Raw genomic sequence first — 19,523 nt, 5'->3', positions numbered from 1 at the left:
AAAAGTGGATACCGGTTTTCCGCCCGCATCCCGCTCAAACTTATTGGAATCGATCACGTTCATGATTTTGGATTGATTCGATCCTGAATCATCGTGATCTAGTGGTTCGCCATGCCTGCGCTTTCGGGCAGATGCAGTGCCCGAAAAAACCTCCGGCATGCCCATCAAATGCCATTATCTCGCCTTCATAACGCCGTCACGAGCTTCGTATATTACGGTTCAAACAACGAACCGAAAGGAGGCGACACGATATGCAACACGAACGTGAAATCGACGCTCTTCTATCCAGAGAAGTGACAGGCTCGATCATCGACCATCTATTTGCCATTCCGCCCGGTGCGGATTTGCAGGCGTTGAACGAATGGGATCGTGCGGTTGCCAGCCGCTTTGAAACACATCTCGCAGAACAGATGCGTGCGCGTATTCATACGAACGGCGAAAGCGTCGAGCGCACCTGAACTCAAACTTTCCGCAAATGTGCAGGCGCTTTCCCAAAAGCGCTGGAAAACGCCCGCGAAAATGTAGCGGCGGACGAAAAGCCGGTCCGCCCGGCGATATCTGTCATGGGGATGCGCGTGTCCACCACCAGCCGTCGCGCAACACTGAGCCGAAGCCGCAGATAATAGGCACCGGGCGTCTCGCCTATTGCCTTTCCAAAGATGTTCTCGAGCGTTCTCGCGGTAACACCTGCACGTTTGGCAATTGCCGCAATGGTCAGGGGTTGATCGACATGCGACTCCATCAACCGGATCGAATTGGCCAATCTGGAATCGAAACCGTCGAGGCGACCAAGTGAGACGAGCGGCTGGGCATCCGTTGCCGAGCGTGCCTGATCGTAGATGAAGACGCTGGCCACATCCAGCGCCACTGCCATGCCAAGCCGCGTGCGAATGAGATGCAGCATGAGATCGAAGGTTGGTGATGCGCCGCCGGATGTGAAAACCGGACCGTCGATAACATAGCGATCCGGGCGCACATCGGCACCAGGAAAGGCGGAAGCAAAGTCCTCGAGATCTTCCCAGTGTGTTGTTGCTGCCCGGCCTTCCAGCAATCCGGCGCGTGCGACCAGCCATGTTCCGGCCTCGACACCGCCGCAGGCGCGCGCCGTTCGCGCCACCAGCCGCAAGCCGGATAGAAAAGCGGCCGTTGCATAGTGTTGCGTGCCGAAGCCAGCAATGATGACCAGCATGTCGGTCTGCGATTTCGGATCGAAGCGACCACTGACGGCGATCGGCAAACCGCATGTGGTAACAGGCGCTTCGCCGGTCATCGACACCAGCTTGAAATCGAACAATGTCTTGCCGGTGATGCGGTTGGCGGCGCGCAATGGATCGAGTGCCGATGCAACGCACATGATCGACGACCCGGAAAATACCAGAAATGTGACACGCAGCGGTGCGCGCTCGGCTTGAAAGATTGTTGGGTTTTCGCTTTTTGCCATGCAAATTTCGTAAATTGTAACGCAGCGTTTCGCAAGTGGCGCGATGATCGTTTCCGCCAACAGGAGGAAATTTTATGCCACTTGCCATGAATCGCGAGGTCTTCATCACATGCGCCATCACAGGCTCTGGCGGATCACAGGATCGCAGCCCGCATGTGCCACGCTCGCCAGAGCAGATCGCCGATTCCGCCATCGCGGCGGCCAAGGCGGGAGCCGCAATTGTTCATTGTCATGTGCGTGATCCTGAAACGGGCAAGCCGCGCCGCGATGTGCATCTCTACCGCGAGGTGACCGAGCGCATTCGAGATGCCGAAATTGACGTGGTGCTGAACCTGACTGCTGGCATGGGCGGCGACATGGTATTCGGCTCGCCCGAAAATCCGCTGCCATTGAACGACAAGGCAACCGACATGGCCGGCGCTGCCGAACGCATCGAACATGTGCGCCAATGCCTGCCAGAGATTTGCACGCTGGATTGCGGCACCATGAATTTTGCGGAAGCCGACTATGTCATGACCAATACGCCCGGCATGTTGCGCGCCATGGGCACCATGATGACGGCACTTGGCGTCAAACCGGAAATCGAAGCATTCGACACCGGCCATTTGTGGCTCGCCAAGCAGCTCGTTCAAGAGGAAGTCCTGAAGCCTGACGCGCTTGTACAATTGTGCATGGGCGTTCCATGGGGCGCACCCAACGATCTCAACACATTCATGGCGATGGTCAACAATGTACCGTCGACCTGGAATTGGTCGGCTTTTTCCATCGGGCGTGACCAGATGGCTTATGTGGCGGCTTCGGTGCTGGCTGGCGGAAATGTCCGCGTCGGTCTGGAAGACAATCTCTGGCTCGAAAAGGGCGTGCTGGCGACGAATGCACAACTGGTCGAAAAAGCGGTCGGCATTGTTGAGAATTTGGGCGCACGGGTCATCGGGCCGGAGGAAGTGCGCAAGAAACTTAATCTCGTGAAACGCGCGCCGCTGGCAGCCTGAGCCGCTTGAGCGGGATGAGGAAAAGTGGATACCGGTTTTCCGCCCGCATCCCACTCTAACTTATTGGAATCGATCACTATGACAACGGTAAAGTTTACGGCCATGAAAGATGGCGACAAGCAGGATTATGAATTCCTGACGGCCCATGAGATCGACTATGCCGCCAAAACCGGCGAGCGTCTGCTCGATGCGATGGTACAACTCGATGAAGGCCTGTCGGGTTACAAGATCACGCGCCTTGGCCATTCCTTGCAGGCTGCAACCCGCGCATGGCGCGATGGCGCCGACACCGACTGGATTGCCTGTGCGATCCTGCATGACATCGGTGATATCTATGCACCTTACAATCACGACGAATATGCCGCTGCGATCCTGAAGCCCTTCGTGCGTGAGCAATGCACCTGGGTGGTAGAAAAGCACGGCGATTTTCAGCGTCTTTATTACGCGCATCACCTTGGTGGCAATCCGCATGCGCGCGACCGCTTCGCCGGTCATCCCTATTTTGATGATTGCGACCAGTTTTGCGAGCGTTGGGATCAGTCGAGCTTCGATCCCGACTATGACATGTTTCCGATCGAATTCTTCCGCCCTTACGTCCTCGAAGTGTTCGCCCGCACGGCTTACGACCCGGCAGTCATTCGCGCCGGTGAGCGTGTTTCGCTTGTCGATCCTGAAACAGCCAAAGCAAGAGCCGGAGTTGCCAAATGAGCACCATTCAAAATGCTGCCGTCATCGGTGGCGGGGTTATCGGCGCCGGTTGGGTGGCGCGCCTTTTGCTGAACGGCATCGACGTGGCCATATTCGATCCCGATCCGGATGCGTCACGCAAAGTGGCGGAGATCATGAAGGGCGCGCGGCGCGCCTACAAGCAAATGTTGCCGGATGGTTTGCCAAAAGAAGGCAAGCTCATTTTTGCCAAGACGATAGCCGAGGCAGTCGCCAATGCCGATTTCATTCAGGAAAGTGTACCCGAGCGGCTGGATTTGAAGCACAAGGTGCTGGCCGAAATTGATCTTCACGCACCCGCCAACGCCATCATCGGTTCATCGACCTCCGGCATCAAGCCGAGCGACATGCAGGTGGCGATGAAGAAACATCCCGAGCGGTTGGTGGTTGGTCATCCATACAATCCGGTCTACCTCCTGCCGCTGGTCGAAGTCGTCGGCGGCGACCAGACATTTCCCGAGGCAATCGAGGTCGCTAGGGAAATTTACGCCTCGATCGGTATGAAGCCGGTCGTCATTCGCAAGGAGATCGAGGCATTTGTCGGCGACCGTCTGCTGGAAGCGGCGTGGCGTGAAGCCCTGTGGCTGATCAAGGACGGTATCTGCACGGTTGAGGAACTCGACGACATCATGCGTTACGGCTTTGGCTTGCGCTGGGCGCAGATGGGCATGTTCCAGGTCTACCGTGTCGCCGGTGGCGAGGCAGGCATGCGCCATTTCATGGCGCAGTTCGGTCCGTGCCTGAAATGGCCGTGGACCAAGCTGATGGACGTGCCCGAATTCAACGATGAACTTGTCGATCTCATCGCCACGCAGTCTGACGAACAGGCACATGGCCTTTCGATCCGCCAGCTTGAAAAAATACGTGACGACAATCTCGTTGCGATCATGGAAGCCTTGTCGAAACAGAACAAGGGCAAGGGTTGGGGCGCCGGCACGCTGCACAAGGACTACACGAAAAAACTTGCGGGCCTTGCAGCGGAGAGGACGCAGCCGCGCGCTTCGAAAGCTGCGCAAAAGGCCAAAGCCGAGAAACCAAAGAAAAAATCCGCGCCCCGGAAGAAGGGTTGAATCATGGATTTCGGCCTGTCGGAAGAACAAAATCTCATCGTCGATACAACCCGCGCCTTCGTCGAGAACGAGCTATATCCGCATGAGCAAGAGGTGGAGCGCAATGGGCATTTACCTGTTGAACTCATCAAGGAATTGCAGGCCAAGGCAATCGCCGCCGGTCTCTATGCTGCCAATATGCCGGCCGACGTCGGTGGGGCAGGTCTCGATACGCTAACCTGGCTTCTCTACGAGAAGGAGCTTGGCCGGGCTAACTACGCGCTCCACTGGACCTGCGTGGCGCGCCCGTCCAACATCCTGCTTGCTGGCACGCCCGAGCAGCGCGAAAAATATCTATTCCCCTGCATAAGGGGCGAAAAATGGGACTGCCTCGCCATGACAGAACCGGGCGCTGGCTCGGATCTGCGCGGCATGAAGGCAAGTGCGGTTCTGGATGGCGACGACTGGATTTTGAACGGCACCAAGCATTTTATCAGCCACGCCGATCTTGCCGATTTCGCCATCTGCTTCATGGCCACGGGTGAGGAGGAAACACCACGCGGCAAGCGCAAGAAGATCACTGCCTTCTTTGTCGACAAGGGCACCAAGGGGTTCACCGTGCGCGACGGCTATCGCAATGTTTCGCATCGCGGCTATACCAATGCCATTCTCGAATTCGATGATTGCCGCCTGCCCAAGGAACAGGTGCTTGGCGAAGTCCACAAGGGCTTTGAAGTTGCCAATAGCTGGCTTGGCGCGACACGGCTTCAGGTCGGCGCAACCTGTCTTGGCCGCGCTGAACGGGCGCTCGCTCACTCCATAGAATATGCCGCACAGCGCCAGCAGTTCGGCCAGCAGATCGGTAAATTCCAGGGTGTGTCTTTCAAGCTGGCGGATATGGCGACGGAGTTGAAGGCCGCCGAGCTGTTGGTATTCGAGGCTGCTTGGAAATATGATCAGGGCACCGTCACCGATCAGGACATGGCTATGGCCAAACTAAAGGCGACGGAAGTTCTGGCCTTCATCGCCGACGAAGCGATCCAGATTCACGGCGGTATGGGGCTGATGGACGATCTGCCGCTGGAGCGCATCTGGCGCGATGCGCGCGTCGAACGCATATGGGAAGGGACTTCCGAAATCCAGCGCCACATCATTTCCAGGGCATTGCTGAGGGCGGTCGGAGGATGACGGGAATGATGCCGGTCCTTACCTCCCCGCAATGGGAGAGGGGCAAGAACATGTGATGCACCGTCTTGAGCGTCTTCTGCGCCCGAAGTCCATCGCCGTATTCGGCGGCACCCAAGCTGCGGCCGTTGTCGAGCAATGCCTCAAAATGGGTTTCGACGGGTTTATCTGGCCCGTCCATCCAACCAAGACCGATGTTCATGGCGTCCCGGCATATCGCTCGGTTGCCGATCTTCCGGGAGCACCGGACGCAACGTTCATTGGCGTCAACAGGCATTTAACCGTCGAGGTGGTTCGCGAACTGGCCGAACGCGGTGCAGGTGGTGCCATCTGCTTTGCCGCTGGCTTTCGCGAGACGGGCAATGACGATGTTGATGGTGAACGGTTGCAGTGCGAACTGGTCGCTGCCGCAGGAGCGATGCCGATCATTGGCCCCAATTGCTATGGCCTCATCAATTATGCCGATGGTGCTTTGCTCTGGCCCGACCAGCACGGCGGCAAGCGGCTGGAGGCGGATGAAGGTGGCGTTGCCATAATCACCCAATCCTCCAACATTGCCTGCAATCTGACTATGCAAAAGCGTGGGCTGCCAGTGGCGTTTTTGATGACGGCAGGCAATCAGGCACAAACGGGCCTGTCGGAAATGGCGCTGGGGCTGATCGAAGACAGCCGCGTTACTGCGCTTGGCCTGCATATTGAAGGTTTCGACAATATCGCTGGCTTTGAACGATTGGCTACCCGTGCGCGCGAATTGAACAAGCCCATTGTCGCCATGAAAGTCGGCCGCTCGGAGCAGGCACGGGCCGGTACCGTTTCGCACACCGCTTCACTCGCGGGCTCGGCCGCCGCGTCAGATGCATTTTTGCGGCGGCTCGGCATAGCGCGTGTCGATTCTATTCCTACATTTCTGGAAACGCTGAAATTGCTTCACGCCACTGGTCCCTTGCCGGGAACGCGGCTGTCCTCGATGAGTTGTTCGGGCGGCGAGGCATCTGTCATGGCAGATGCCGCCGAGGGGCGAATAGCAGGGTTTCCTGCCCTCACGGCTCCACATCACGCAAAGGTCAAGGCAACACTTGGTCCCTTGGTGGCTGTGGCCAATCCGCTCGACTACCACACCTTCATCTGGAACGATGAAGCCGCGATGAAGGAAACCTTTTCCGCCTTTGTGGCGGGTGGCTTTGACTTCAATATGCTGGTGCTGGATTTTCCGCGCAACGATAGGTGTTCGGATGCCGATTGGTGGACGGCGGTAAGTGCATTTGAGGCGGCCTTGAAGGCCAACAACGCGAAAGGTGCTATCGTTGCGTCGATGCTGGAGAACTTGCCCGAGGAACATGCAACGCAACTGCTTCAACGTGGCATTGTTCCACTACACGGAATTGTCGAGGCGTTCGACGCTGCTGAAGCCGCAGCCTTCATCGGGGCGGCGTGGAAGAAGACCGTTACTGCCCCGCTTCGCGACCAATCATCTTTAGCGCGAACGTCGAAATCGCCCATCTTCTCCCTAGTGGCAGAGATGTCCGGCGGGACAGGGAGGAAAGCGGCTCACGCCATGCGCTGGACGAAGCTCAGGCCAAGACACTGCTTGCCAACGCAGGATTGCCGGTTCCGTCAGGTATTCGCGTCGAAACGGCAGTAGAAGCCGCTGAGGCTGCCGAGCGGCTTGGCTATCCCGTGGCGCTCAAGGCACTCGGGGTCGCCCACAAATCCGAACTAGGCGCGGTTCGGCTAAATCTGAAACTTGCCGATGCCGTCAAAGCCGCCGCTCATGATCTTGTCGATCTGGGAACCAGTCTCTATGTCGAACGCATGGTGCAAGGCGGCGTCGCCGAACTTATTGTCGGCTTTACGCGCGATCCGGTTTTTGGTCCGATGATGACGTTGGGCAGCGGCGGAGTTCTGGTCGAATTGTTGAAGGACAGCGCCACATTGCTATTGCCCGCAGGCAGCGGCGACATAGATATGGTGCTGCGTTCGCTGAAACTGTTCCCGTTGCTGGACGGTTATCGCGGACGCCCGAAAGCGGATTTCGCAGCCGCAGTCGCCGCTGTCGCGGCTATCGCCGAATTCGTTGCGGCCAACGCGGAAAGCATCGAGGAACTCGATATCAATCCGCTCATTGTTTGTGAAGATGGCGCGGGCGCATGGATCGCCGACGCACTGCTGGTTTCGAGGGAGGCATCATGACCGAAATTATTTCAGCACGCCGCGAAGGCACCATTCTGGAGGTCACTCTGGATAGACCGAAAGCCAATGCGATTGACCTCAATACATCGCGCCAGATGGGAGAAACCTTCAAGGCGTTTCGCGACGATCCGGACCTGCGCGTCGCCATCGTCAAGACCGCTGGCGACAAGTTCTTCTGCGCTGGTTGGGATTTGAAGGCCGCAGCCGGTGGCGATGCCGTCGATGGGGATTATGGCGTTGGCGGCTTTGCGGGATTGCAGGAGCTGCGCGACATGAACAAGCCGGTGATCGCTTGCGTCAATGGAATGGCGGTTGGCGGCGGTTTTGAACTGGCTTTGTCCTGCGACCTTATCTACGCCTCGGATCATTCTTCATTTGCCTTGCCTGAAATCCGCGCCGGCACTCTTGCCGATGCCGCTACCATCAAGTTGCCCAAGCGCATCCCATATCATGTTGCGATGGATATGCTGTTTACCGGTCGCTGGATGGATGTTCAGGAAGCTCATCGTTGGGGGCTGGTAAACGAGGTGTTGCCGAAGGAAAAGCTGGAGGAACGTGTATGGGAGATTGCACGTCTTCTGGCTGGCGGTCCGCCATTGGTGTTTGCTGCAATCAAGGAAACGGCGCGGGCAGCAGAAGCGCTCACATTTCAGGATGCAATGAACAAGGTTACACGTCGGCAATTGCCAACCGTCGACAGGCTCTACGGCTCACAAGATAATCTTGAGGGCTTTCGCGCCTTTGCCGAGAAACGCGACCCGGTCTGGAAGGGTGAATAGACGAAATTGTCGACATTGCACGAAGGCACGCGCCGCATGGCCGACTATGCCAAGCTGATCGACGCAGAAACATGGGCGTTCATCGAACGAACCAATGTCTATTATCCGCCAGAAACCATCGACTACACAGTCGATCGGCAAAGAGAAATTTATGACCGCATGTGCCGCGAGTTTTTTGCGGGATATCCAGAAGGTGTGACGGCAAAAACCACGGCGATTTCGACCCCGACCCATGAAATCCCTGTCCGAATCTATCAGACGCAGACAGCCGACGATTCAGCTATCGTGATCTATTTCCATGGTGGTGGTTTCGTCGTGGGTGGGCTGGAAAGCCATGATGATGTCTGTGCCGAGCTTTGTCACCGAACGGGGTTCGAGGTTATTTCCGTCGACTATCGGCTGGCGCCAGAACATCGTCATCCAGCCGATTTCGATGACGCGATGAGCGCTTTCGAATGGGCCGCAACCACTTATGCCCGCAACATCTTGCTATGCGGTGACAGTGCCGGCGGCAATCTCGCCGCCATGGTTAGCCACGCCACGCGCGCACATGCGCGAAGCCCGCTCGGCCAGGTTCTGATCTATCCGGCTTTGGGCGGCGATCAGTCACGAGGCTCTTACCTCAAGCATGCCGAAGCCCCTATGCTGACCGCCCGCGACGTCGCGTTCTACACGCATATCCGGTGTGGAGGGGAAGACCGCACGGGCGATGTAACTATGGCCCCACTTGCCGATACGAATTTCGAAAATCTCCCTGCAACTGTCGTTTTCACTGCTGAGTGCGATCCGCTTTCATCTGATGGTGAGGCTTATCGCGATCGGATAGTGGCGGCGGGTGGCCGCGCCCTGTGGGTCGAGGAGCCCGGTTTGGTGCATGGCTATCTAAGAGCGCGGCACAGTGTTGGCCGCGCACGCGCGAGTTTCACCCGAACCATCGAAGCGGTGCGTGCATTGGGACGCGGCGAATGGGCGTGGTAATGCGGGTTCAGGTCAAAAACGGCTTGGCTTTCATTGTTGCCGGAATCTTGACGCCAAGGCGTTTCAGAATTGTCGGCGCAAGCTGTAGCTGATCGAGCAAGACGTCTTCTTTTGGCCCACGGGCCTTGCCGAAATAATAGAGCGCAAAATCCTGCTGCAAATCTTCATGGCCGCCATGATGACCTCGGTCGGTTTGCCCATGGTCGGCCGTGACAATGACTTCATATCCAGCTTCGCGCCAACGCGGCAGAAAGGCGGCAAGCATCGCATCCATGGCAAAGACGGCGTGGTCCATTTCGTGACAGTCATGGCCGAAGCGATGGCCCATGGAGTCCAGCGTGCAGCTATGCAGGATGCCGTAGTCGATGCCGAAGCGCACCGCCAGCATTGTCAATGTGGCGAACAGATCGACATCGCTTGGCGTCATCTGGTTTTTGGCGTTATAGCCGGTCATCGTATGGAAACGACCGTGAGTAATCGGGCCGTCAACCTCATCATATTCCATGTCGCGCACGAGATCGAACGGGTATCGGTTGAAAAACTCCGACCAATAGGAATGTGTCACCGCACCTGTTGTGCCTCCTGCATTCGAAATTTCGGAAAACAGGTCAGGTTGCGTCACTCGAAAGCGCACTTCATTGGAATGGATGCCGTGAATTTGTGGCGGCACGCCGGTATGAATAGACGCATAGCAGCACGCCGATGTTGATGGCAGGACCGCCCGCATCTTCCACACGCGCGCGTCACCAGATTGAACCCAGCCTTCAAGATTGCCCATCAGACGACGCCAATTCCTGTAGGGAACGCCGTCCAGAATAATGAGAAGGAGCTTGGCTTTAAGCGCCATGGCAAATTACGCTTTCGTCGGTATGTATGCGAGACCTGTTCAACCGGTGCTGGACAGATCAGTTTCCTGCGCTTTCCATCCGCCTGCCCTTGATGGCTGTCTCCAGCCAGCCAATTTCCATCTCGGGTACGGACGAGAGCAGAAGGTCGGTGTAATCGTCAAAGGGCGGAGTGAGAACTTCGCTTTTGGGTCCGTAGCGAACCACCTCGCCGCGAAACATGACCGCGATCGAATCGGCGATGGATTTCACCGTGGCAAGGTCATGTGTAATGAACAGATAGGCAACGTCCTCTTCCTTCTGGAGGCCAAGCAAAAGCTTCAAGATACCGTTTGCAACGAGAGGGTCGAGCGCGGAAGTCACCTCGTCGCAGATGATCAATTTTGGCTTGGCCGCAAGCGCGCGCGCAATACACACGCGCTGCTTCTGACCACCGGACAATTCGGCCGGATAGCGGTCGAGGAAACCAGTTCCCATCTCAATCTTGTCGAGAAGTTCGCCAACCCGCCGATCGCGTTCCACGCCTCGCATGGCGAAATAAAATTCCAGCGGCCGTCCGATAATCGTTCCCACGGTTTGGCGCGGGTTCATCGCCACATCGGCCATCTGATAAATCATCTGCAATTGACGCAAGTCTTCCTTCGGCCTGTCGGCAAGCCGGTTGGCCAGTGCGCGCCCTTCAAACGTGACAGAGCCCTGCTCCGGCGGCAACAGGCCGGTAATCGCACGTGCCAGCGTCGATTTTCCAGAACCGGACTCACCGACAACAGCGAGAGTCTGGCCCGGATGGATATCGACAGACACGTCTTTGAGAACCTTGATGGAACTGTTCCCATAAGAAGCCGTCACGTTTTCTACCGACAATATCGGTGTCTGCGTCGGTTCATGCTCCTCGTGCGTGATGGAGTGAACCGAAACGAGCGCATTGGTATATTCCTTGCGCGGCTCCTTGATGATTTGTTGGGTGCCGCCCCATTCCACAAGTTTGCCGTGACGCAACACCATGATCTCGTCTGAAACCTGAGCAACGACAGCCAGATCGTGGGTAATGTAGAGTGCCGCAACGCCAGTATCGCGGATCGCTTTCTTGATGGCCGCGAGTACGTCGATCTGCGTGGTTACATCGAGCGCCGTTGTCGGTTCGTCGAAAATAATGAGATCGGGTTTCGAACAAAGCGCCATTGCCGTCATGACACGCTGTAACTGTCCACCCGAAACCTGATGCGGGAATCGTTCGCCGATATTCTCAGGGTCGGGCAGGCTGAGTTCTCGAAACAATTCAACCGCGCGCTTCTCGGCCTCCACCCGATTTGAAACGCCGTGCTTGAGCGTCGCCTCCGTCACCTGGCGCATCAGCCGGTGTGCCGGGTTGAAAGAAGCCGCAGCAGATTGCGCAACGTAGCACACCTCGTTGCCACGTAATTTTCGAAAGCCGCTCTCGTCTTTGAGGATATCGCGTCCGTTGAGGATAACCTCACCGCCGGTAATGCGCACGCCGCCACGGCCATAGCCCATGGCGGACAGACCGATCGTCGATTTGCCCGCACCGGACTCTCCGATCAACCCCAGAACCTTGCCAGGTTCCAAGGTGAGTGAAACATCGTCCACGATCACCACATTTTCGGGATCGCCACTCGGCGGATAGACGGTTGCCTCAATACGCAAATTGCGTATCTCCAGGAGCATCTTTCTTTCAGGCCCGCTGGTGCTGGTGACCGCTTGCTCGTTCTTATCCATTGCCACGGCCTCCTTGAGGTCGGTAGTACGGTTGAGAACCCAGTCCGCGACGAGGTTGACCGAAATCGCCAGGACTGAGATTGCTGCGGCAGGTATAAGAGCAGCAGGAATACCGAAGACGATGCCTTCCTTGTTTTCCTTCACCATGCTTCCCCAGTCCGCATCAGGCGGTTGAACGCCGAGACCGAGGAAGGAAAGTGACGACAGGAACAGCACCGCAAAGATGAACCGCAAACCGAGTTCTGCAACCAGCGGTGACAAGGCGTTGGGTAATATCTCACGGAAGATGATCCAGATGCGACCTTCTCCACGTAGCTTGGCTGCTTCCACATAGTCCATCACGTTGATATCGACCGCCACGGCCCGCGCCAGACGGTAGACACGTGTTGAATCGAGGATGCCCATGACGAGGATCAGCGTAAGGATGGACCCCGGCAAGACCGAAAGCACCACCAACGCAAAAATCAGCGTGGGAATGGACATGAGAAGATCAACGAAGCGCGACAGGAGTTGATCGAACCAGCCACCGACCACTGCGGCGGTAAAGCCGAGAACGGAGCCGAGTGTGAAGGAAAGCACGGTCGCAAGCGCGGCAATCGTGATTGTCGTTCGCGCGCCGAAGATCATGCGTGACAGGAGGTCGCGTCCAAGATTGTCCGTGCCCAGCCAATGCGTTGCAGAAGCCGGCTCCCAAACATCGCCAATGATCTCGGCATTGCCGAATGGAGCAACCCAGGGCGCGAAAATCACGAAAAAGACGAATGCTGCAGTGACAGTCAGGCCGATCCAGGCGCTGATTGGAATGCGGGGGAACCTGAATGATTTCTTTTCCACGGTTGCGGTCATTTTGGGTGCCTCAGACGTGGATTGGACATGATGGCGGCAATATCGGCCACGATGTTGAGGCAGATGTAGACGGCAGCAAAGACAAGCCCGCAAGCCTGCACGACCGGTACGTCACGTTTGGAAACATGATCGACCAGATATTGCCCCATACCCGGATAGACAAAGATCACCTCAACGACGACCACGCCGACGACCAGATAGGCCAGGTTGAGCATGACGACGTTGACGATCGGCGCAAAGGCGTTTGGAAAGGCATGCCGGCGAATAATATCGAATGCGGACAATCCTTTCAGTTCTGCCGTTTCGATATATGCCGACTGCATGACATTGAGGATCGCCGCACGTGTCATGCGCATCATATGCGCCAGCACCACCAGCGTCAGTGTCGTTGCCGGCAACGCGATTGCTCTGAGCCGGTCAAGAAACGACATGTCTTCATAAACCGTCGAAACGCTTGGGAACCATTGCAGTTTGACCGCGACGAAGTAGATCAGCAGATAACCGATGAAAAACTCGGGCAGGGAAATGGACGCAAGCGTCAGGCCGGAAATCAGCTTGTCGACAAACCCATTCTTGTGACGCACCGCGATGAGCCCGAGAATAATGGCAAGCGGCACCGAAACCGCAGCGGCCCAAAAGGCAAGAAACAGCGTATTTTTCAGCCGACCGCCAAGCGAGGCGGCAATATCCTGTCCATTGGACAACGCGGTTCCCATGTCGCCATGCAGCATTCCCCACAGCCAACTGAAATAGCGAACATATGCCGGGTCGTTCAGACCAAGCTGCTCTCGCAAATTGGCAAGCGATTGCGGCGTAGCGGACTGGCCAAGAATTGACTGGGCCACATCACCGGGAAGAATTTGCGTCCCGACAAAAATGACTGCCGAGATCGCCACGAGGAGAACCATGCCCAGCGCAATACGCTGGGCAATTAGCTTGATGATCGACGATCCCATTTGCGTGACCTGGGATCAGGCTGCTTGCCAGCACAGTGCCAATGCGTAGCCGTTGCACATCTCCTGAGCCGGGTTTTTGACCCAACCCTCGACGCCCTTGGCGGTAGCATCGATAAACTGGTTGAAGAACGGTACGATCAAGCCACCCTCGTCGCGCATGATCATGCCCATGTCACGGTACATCTTCTTGCGCTTGTCCTGATCGAGTTCGGCACGCGCGGCCAGCACCATCTTGTCGAATTCCGGCCGTTTGAAGCGCGTATCGTTCCAGTCCGCGCTTGAGATATAGGCCGTTGAATACATCTGGTCCTGCGTTGGACGCCCGCCCCAGTAAGAAAGCGAGAAGGGCTTCTTGTTCCAGACTTCCGACCAATAACCGTCGCCGGGCTCGCGCTTGATATCGATCGTGATGCCGGCCTTCGCACAGCTTTGCTGATAAAGCTGTGCGGCATCGACAGCACCCGGGAAGGCGACATCTGATGTGCGCAGCAGGATCGAACCGCTATGACCTGACTTCTTGTAGAGTTCCGCTGCCTTTTCAGGATCGAATGTGCGCTGTTCGATGTCATTGGAAAACAGCGGATAAGCTTCATTGATCGGCATATCGTTGCCGACGCTGCCGTAGCCGCGCAAAATCTTCTGGAGCATATCTTCGCGGTCCATTGCGAGTTTCAGCGCCATTCTGAGATCGTTATTGTCGAATGGTGCGGTGTCGCAGAACATGTTGAAGGGGTAAAAACCACGCCCCGACACGTTCTGGATGGTCACGCCCGGTACGCGCTTGACCAGATCGACCACCTTGGGTTCGACGCGGTTGATCATCTGGACCTGATTGCCCTGCAAGGCGGCGATGCGTGCCGTCGCATCGTTGATGACGATGATTTCGATCTGGTCGGCATGGCCGAGCTTGTCGCCTTGCCAGTAATTCGCGAATTTTTCGCCGCCATAGCGCACACCCGGTTCATCGACCGTCACCTTGTAAGGGCCGGCGCTGATGCCTGCGTCAGGCTTGTCTTTGCCACCATTTGGCTGGATGACAAGATGATAGTCAGCCATCAGATAGGGCAGGTCGGCATTGGCATCCTTGAGCGTGATGACAACGTCGCCGCCATCCACCTTGATCGTGTCGATACCTTTCATGATGCCAAGCGCACCAGATTTTGAATCCTCGTCACCATGGCGTTCAAGCGTTGCCATCACGTCTTCGGGTGTAAGTGTCTTGCCGTCGTGGAACTCGATGTCTTTCCTGATCTTCAATGTCCAGGTCTTGGCATCGTCGGATGACCCGATCTCTTCGGCGATACGGTTTTCGAGTCCACCGTCGGGGGTCAGTTCAACAAGCGTTTCTCCCCAGCTTTTGCCGAACGTAAACGACACCTGGCTAAGGAATGTCGCAGGGTCGAGCGAATTGGTGGATCTCGCCGCCTTGCATGCCGGCCTTGAGCGACCCGCCCTTTACCGGGCCTTCGGCGCGCGCAGCTTTGGAGAGCATTGTGGTTGCAACGCCGGCGCTGACACCGAGCGCAGCAGCACGGCCGAGGAAATCACGACGGCTAAGTTTGCCGGTGGCAACATACTGGCTCAGGAATTCTAGTTCTTTGGACATCTTTGAGATCCTCACTCTGTTGGTTCGACCTTAAGGTCTGTTCTGAATTTTCATTGTAGTTGAATAATGGGCGAAGGTGAAAGCCGGACGCAAGACCGTATGCGACATCGTCTGGCGTAAATGGTGTGGTCAATGTGGATCAATCGCCCATCAATCACAGGTTGTGACGCGGCGTTTGATTATCGAAGTTACGTTTGAAAATAAAAGCTTCATCTTCGTAGGCCTCAATACGGGCATGTATGATGAAGTGGCTTGAAGTTGATTGCATTTCCGCGAAGGTTTCTGTGCGTGCTGACCAGTCATTTCGTGCAAGCATTTGCGTCCAATGAATTTCGACCTGGGCTGATGACGGATCGTCAGGCCGAATGGTCCAGATTTCTCGTACAATGCTACCACTGATGAGGTCGTGGTCAAGGTCTCGCACTTCGCCGAAGTCATCTGTGATCGTCAAAACCACCTCGCCGGAGGTTTCATCACGGCGGATGTGGCGCTTTGAACTGGCAGGCCGCACAGTCTCTGTTGCCCACGGGCTGGCGGCTTCGGGAGAAGCAAAAGTGACTTGTTCGTCTGTGGCGAGAGGCCGCACTGGCAATTCGAGCGCAGCTTCGGACAAAGTGAGGCAAACAGGTTCCGCTGATGGCCAGATCATTGGCCAATAGCTGTTGGAAACAGCGACACGCAAACGATGCCCGACAGGGATTTGATAGGCGCATTGGTCGAGTATCACGCGCGCCGAAACCGTTTCACCGGGCACCAGCGCCTGCGGGTCTTCATGCGTATTCACGTGGGTCAAATTGAGCACGCCATATGTGATCAATTCGGATGCGCCGTCGGGGTGAACATCGCAAAGCCTGACGGCGATATTGGCCTGCGGCTTGTCTGAACTGAGACGAACGTGGAGTTCGGGAGCGCCGACAATGTCGAGAGCTTCAGTAAGCGCGGGCTGATCGAAGCAGACCGACAGCGCATCGTCGGGGCGCTGGTCGCCCGGAAGCTCGGGACCAAATGTGAATGGGAAATATTCGCCTCCGGCGAGGCCGCAGTCCTGTGGCGATGCGACGATGACGGGTGGGCTCTTCGCCTTCATCAAACTAAGCCGTTGCCGGGTGATTGTCGGCGATGGCCAGATCGGTTCGGCAATCCAGCGACCGGGGCGCTCCGGGTGCCAGCGGGCTGGCCGCACGCTGTTCATCACATAGGCGCGGTATGCTGGATCGGCCTCAACGCTGGTATCAATGTTTTTCAGCCAATGGTCCCACCAACGTAAGGCTTCCTGTAAAAATCCGATGCGTGGTTCGGGCGCTGCATAGTGGGGATATTTATGAATCCAGGGGCCTATGATGCCCTTCACCGGCGCTTGGATGTTCGCCGCAAGGTGGCTCACGGTGTTGCGATAGCCATCGTGCCAACCACCGATCGACAGGACGGCAGCCTTGATGGCCGAATAATCCTCACAAACCGATCCGCGTTTCCAATAGGCGTCGCGATGTTGGTGCGAAAGCCAGAGCGGCGCGAGGAACGGTTGGTTTTCGAGGCGCTCAAGCCACATATCGCGCCAGCGGTCTCCCACAATTGCAGGGTCGGGCGGGCGCGATGAATAAGAAAGCATTGTTGCTGCCCAGCCGAAATTTTCGCCGAGCAGGCAGCCGCCCTTGTAGTGAATATCGTCAGCATAGCGGTCGACGCTTGAACAGATGGTGATGATCGCTTTCAGCGCCGGTGGCTGCAGGGCCGCAACTTGTAACGCATTAAAACCACCCCAGGAAATGCCCATCATGCCGACATTGCCGTTGCACCAGGGTTGGCTTGCGGCCCAGGCAATGACGTTGCAGGCGTCCTGCCACTCCTGATCGGTGTATTCGTCGTCCATCAAACCTTCGGAATCGCCATTGCCGCGCATATCGACGCGCATGCATGCATAGCCGTGTCCGGCGAAATACGGATGGGTCAAGGTATCGCGGTAATTGGTTCCATCGCGCTTGCGATATGGCAGGTGCTCGAGGATTAGCGGAACTGGATCATCGTCGGCATTGGCTGGCATCCATACCCGTGCCGATAACCGGCAGCCGTCGGGCATAACGATCCCCATATCGGGAAATTCGACGATTTTGCGAGGAAAGTCGGTAACGGTCTTCATACCTGATGCTCCATGCTGACAGTCAGGCACGAAGCATCATGTTATTTCAAGTCGCCAGCGGCTCGAATCCACCACATAGCCCGGCAATGGTCCTCAATTGAGTGGAATATCGTTTTCCGTTTTGTTTGACTGGTAGACGCCGGACAATTCGTCGTAGCAGTTGGCGACCACTCCAATCCGGCTTTCAAGACGCTTGCGTTCACCATCGGGCAACGCTTGCACCAGTTTACGAATGGAGAAGCTCTTCCAATAGGCATTCTCGGCGTTATAGCCGCCCGGATCGAGGGTGAATACCTCTTTCAAGATCTTCAAATCGTGGGGGATGGCGAAGCTGTCACGCGAATCTTCATGGCTGAAGAGGTAGTAGAAATTATCGAAACCCGCCCATGTAATTGCCGACAGACACAAAGAACATGGCTCATGCGTTGCAACGAAAATTGCATCCTTGGTGTCGACACGTTCCGCTTTGGGCATTTCATAAAAGCATTTGAGGCAATGAATCTCGCCGTGCCAGAGCGGGTTCTCGATTTCATTGTTGGTTTCCGCCAGCACCAATGAGCGATCTCGTTTACGCAGGATCGCCGCGCCGAACAATTTGCTCCCTTGGGCAACGCCTTGTGCGGTTTTTGGTATTATGTCCTGTTCGATGACGTCGAGCAGGCGATCTATAAGCGAGACGTCGCTCATGTTTGAAACCCTTGTGGAAGATGGATTTCATAAGGATGCGAAAAATAAAATTCCTCGACATTGGATCCGTCGCCACCGCGATCGACAATGATGAAATCCTGTTTCTCGCCAATCGGCGTTAGCACACCGTGCCACAGGTTGCGGGTATAATTGATGCCTTGTCCGGGGGCGGTGACGAAGACATGCGGCGTGCCGGGACCATCTGGACCATCATCGCAGACGACCACAACAAATGGCCGTGGTGACAGCGGGATGAATGCCTGGCTTCCCAAAGGATGACGCTCGACCATGGTGAGTTTCAGCGGGAATTCGTAAGGTGTGCCGCACGCAATCGAAATCAGCACGTGGGCGTTCGAACCTGTTGCTTCGGCGGTTGCAAGGGCGTGATAGCGTTCGCACTTTCCGCCATTGATGGAAAAATGATTGTCCCAATCGGTGTCGATGACATCGCCGAATGGCGCAAAATTTTCTCGGGTCAGAGCTTTGGCAGTGATTGGTGTCATGGAATGGGCCTCGAATTGAATGTTCCGCCAAGTTTAGCGTGGCGGTTCACGTCTTTGTATAGCAGGTAGCGGAAATTGCTCGGTCCGCCCGCGTAGCAGGCCTGCGGGCAAAAGGCGCGCAGCCACATATAATCACCGGCTTCGACTTCAACCCAATCCTGATTGAGGCGATAGACGGCCTTGCCCTCCAACACATAAAGCCCATGTTCCATGACATGAGTTTCGGCAAAGGGAATGACCGCGCCGGGTTGCAGCGTAACGACCGTCACATGCATATCGTGGCGCATATCGCTCGGATCGACAAACCGCGTCGTTGCCCACTTACCCTCAGTTCCGGGCATCGGCGTAGGTACGATATCCTGTTCATTGGCAAATAATGCCGGTGGCATATCGAGCCCTTCAACCGCCTCATAGGCCTTTCGGATCCAATGGAAGCGGGCCGGCTTGTCACCTCGATTGCGCACGCTCCAACCGCTGGCTGGTGGCAAAAAGGCGAATCCGCCGGGCGTCAGGACATGCTCTTTTTCGCCGTGCCATATGGTTACGCTACCTTCAACCACGAACAGAGCCGCTTCTGCGCTGTCGTCCTGATCGGGTCGGTCACTGCCACCGCCCGGAGCGATTTCGACGATATATTGCGAAAACGTCTCGGAAAAACCACTCAGTGGCCGTGACAACACCCATACCCGCGTTCCTTCCCAGAATGGCAGGCAGCTTGTGACAATGTCCTGCATCACACCCTTCGGGATGACGGCATAGGCGTCGGTAAACACCGCGCGGTCGGTGAGAAGTTCGGTTTGAGAAGGATGTCCGCCACTTGGCGAATAATAGGTCCGGTCGGCCATGGTGTTCATATCCATCGGTTG

General features: G+C 56.4%; 15 protein-coding genes and 3 pseudogenes. 8 read left to right on the top strand and 10 right to left on the bottom strand.

Annotation, left to right across the window (positions count from 1 at the left end):
* The first annotated feature begins 251 nt into the window (after nt 1-251).
* Nucleotides 252-458 carry a hypothetical protein gene (locus AC0L7S_RS04085; protein ID WP_473473189.1) on the top strand — a complete coding sequence of 69 codons (207 nt, stop codon included), beginning with the start codon at nt 252-254 and terminating at the stop codon, nt 456-458.
* A gap of 2 nt (nt 459-460) precedes the next feature.
* On the opposite strand, the gene AC0L7S_RS04080 is transcribed toward AC0L7S_RS04085, so the two are convergent.
* Nucleotides 461-1,441, bottom strand: coding sequence for a GlxA family transcriptional regulator (locus tag AC0L7S_RS04080; RefSeq protein WP_473473188.1), 981 nt, complete (start codon nt 1,439-1,441; stop codon nt 461-463).
* Nucleotides 1,442-1,515: 74 nt separating this feature from the next.
* Here AC0L7S_RS04080 and bcoG point away from each other — a divergent pair, with 74 nt between their 5' ends.
* From bcoG to AC0L7S_RS04045, 7 genes and pseudogenes are all read left to right on the top strand, one after another.
* Complete coding sequence (gene bcoG / locus AC0L7S_RS04075) at nt 1,516-2,433, top strand: 3-dehydrocarnitine:acetyl-CoA trimethylamine transferase BcoG (protein WP_473473187.1); 918 nt, start codon at nt 1,516-1,518, stop codon at nt 2,431-2,433.
* 78 nt (nt 2,434-2,511) lie between these two features.
* Nucleotides 2,512-3,141, top strand: a complete 630-nt coding sequence (locus AC0L7S_RS04070) for an HD domain-containing protein (RefSeq protein WP_473473186.1) — start codon at nt 2,512-2,514, stop codon at nt 3,139-3,141.
* Nucleotides 3,138-4,229 (top strand): 3-hydroxyacyl-CoA dehydrogenase NAD-binding domain-containing protein, encoded by a 1,092-nt coding sequence (locus tag AC0L7S_RS04065; RefSeq protein ID WP_473473185.1) that lies wholly within the window; start codon nt 3,138-3,140, stop codon nt 4,227-4,229. The genes AC0L7S_RS04070 and AC0L7S_RS04065 overlap by 4 nt, the downstream gene beginning before the upstream one ends.
* 3 nt (nt 4,230-4,232) lie before the next feature.
* Nucleotides 4,233-5,396, top strand: a complete 1,164-nt coding sequence (locus AC0L7S_RS04060; protein ID WP_473473184.1) for an acyl-CoA dehydrogenase family protein — start codon at nt 4,233-4,235, stop codon at nt 5,394-5,396.
* A gap of 55 nt (nt 5,397-5,451) precedes the next feature.
* Nucleotides 5,452-7,583, top strand: a pseudogene (locus tag AC0L7S_RS04055) (acetate--CoA ligase family protein).
* Nucleotides 7,580-8,362, top strand: a complete 783-nt coding sequence (locus tag AC0L7S_RS04050; protein ID WP_473473183.1) for a carnitinyl-CoA dehydratase — start codon at nt 7,580-7,582, stop codon at nt 8,360-8,362. Before AC0L7S_RS04055 ends, AC0L7S_RS04050 begins: the two are co-directional and overlap by 4 nt.
* A 36-nt stretch (nt 8,363-8,398) precedes the next feature.
* On the top strand, nt 8,399-9,340 hold the full coding sequence (locus AC0L7S_RS04045; protein WP_473474172.1) for an alpha/beta hydrolase: 942 nt from the start codon (nt 8,399-8,401) through the stop codon (nt 9,338-9,340).
* A gap of 7 nt (nt 9,341-9,347) precedes the next feature.
* Here AC0L7S_RS04045 and AC0L7S_RS04040 read toward each other — a convergent pair whose 3' ends face one another.
* From AC0L7S_RS04040 to AC0L7S_RS04000, 9 genes and pseudogenes are all read right to left on the bottom strand, one after another.
* Nucleotides 9,348-10,187: an alkaline phosphatase family protein gene (locus tag AC0L7S_RS04040; protein WP_473473182.1), complete on the bottom strand. Its 840-nt coding sequence runs from the start codon at nt 10,185-10,187 to the stop codon at nt 9,348-9,350.
* Nucleotides 10,188-10,245: 58 nt separating this feature from the next.
* Entirely contained in the window at nt 10,246-11,871 is a 1,626-nt protein-coding gene (locus AC0L7S_RS04035; protein ID WP_473474171.1) for an ABC transporter ATP-binding protein, read from the bottom strand.
* A 90-nt stretch (nt 11,872-11,961) separates the two neighbouring features.
* Nucleotides 11,962-12,549: pseudogene (locus AC0L7S_RS04030) on the bottom strand (ABC transporter permease); the annotation flags it as partial.
* A gap of 215 nt (nt 12,550-12,764) precedes the next feature.
* On the bottom strand, nt 12,765-13,724 hold the full coding sequence (locus AC0L7S_RS04025) for an ABC transporter permease (protein WP_473473181.1): 960 nt from the start codon (nt 13,722-13,724) through the stop codon (nt 12,765-12,767).
* Between the two features lie 15 nt (nt 13,725-13,739).
* Nucleotides 13,740-15,330, bottom strand: a pseudogene (locus tag AC0L7S_RS04020) (ABC transporter substrate-binding protein).
* A 154-nt stretch (nt 15,331-15,484) separates the two neighbouring features.
* Nucleotides 15,485-17,467 carry a CocE/NonD family hydrolase gene (locus AC0L7S_RS04015; protein ID WP_473473180.1) on the bottom strand — a complete coding sequence of 661 codons (1,983 nt, stop codon included), beginning with the start codon at nt 17,465-17,467 and terminating at the stop codon, nt 15,485-15,487.
* 93 nt (nt 17,468-17,560) lie between these two features.
* Complete coding sequence (locus tag AC0L7S_RS04010) at nt 17,561-18,154, bottom strand: nucleoside deaminase (protein WP_473473179.1); 594 nt, start codon at nt 18,152-18,154, stop codon at nt 17,561-17,563.
* On the bottom strand, nt 18,151-18,657 hold the full coding sequence (locus AC0L7S_RS04005; protein ID WP_473473177.1) for an ureidoglycolate lyase: 507 nt from the start codon (nt 18,655-18,657) through the stop codon (nt 18,151-18,153). The genes AC0L7S_RS04010 and AC0L7S_RS04005 overlap by 4 nt, the downstream gene beginning before the upstream one ends.
* A complete protein-coding gene (locus tag AC0L7S_RS04000) occupies nt 18,654-19,517 on the bottom strand; it encodes a bifunctional allantoicase/(S)-ureidoglycine aminohydrolase (RefSeq protein WP_473473176.1) in 864 nt (287 codons plus the stop codon). The genes AC0L7S_RS04005 and AC0L7S_RS04000 overlap by 4 nt, the downstream gene beginning before the upstream one ends.
* Nucleotides 19,518-19,523 lie beyond the last annotated feature (6 nt).

It is taken from the genome of Mesorhizobium sp. G2-6-1 (assembly GCF_055809095.1).
The sequence above is the reverse complement of the archived record's forward strand: the minus strand, read 5'-3'. Positions and strand labels throughout refer to the sequence as shown.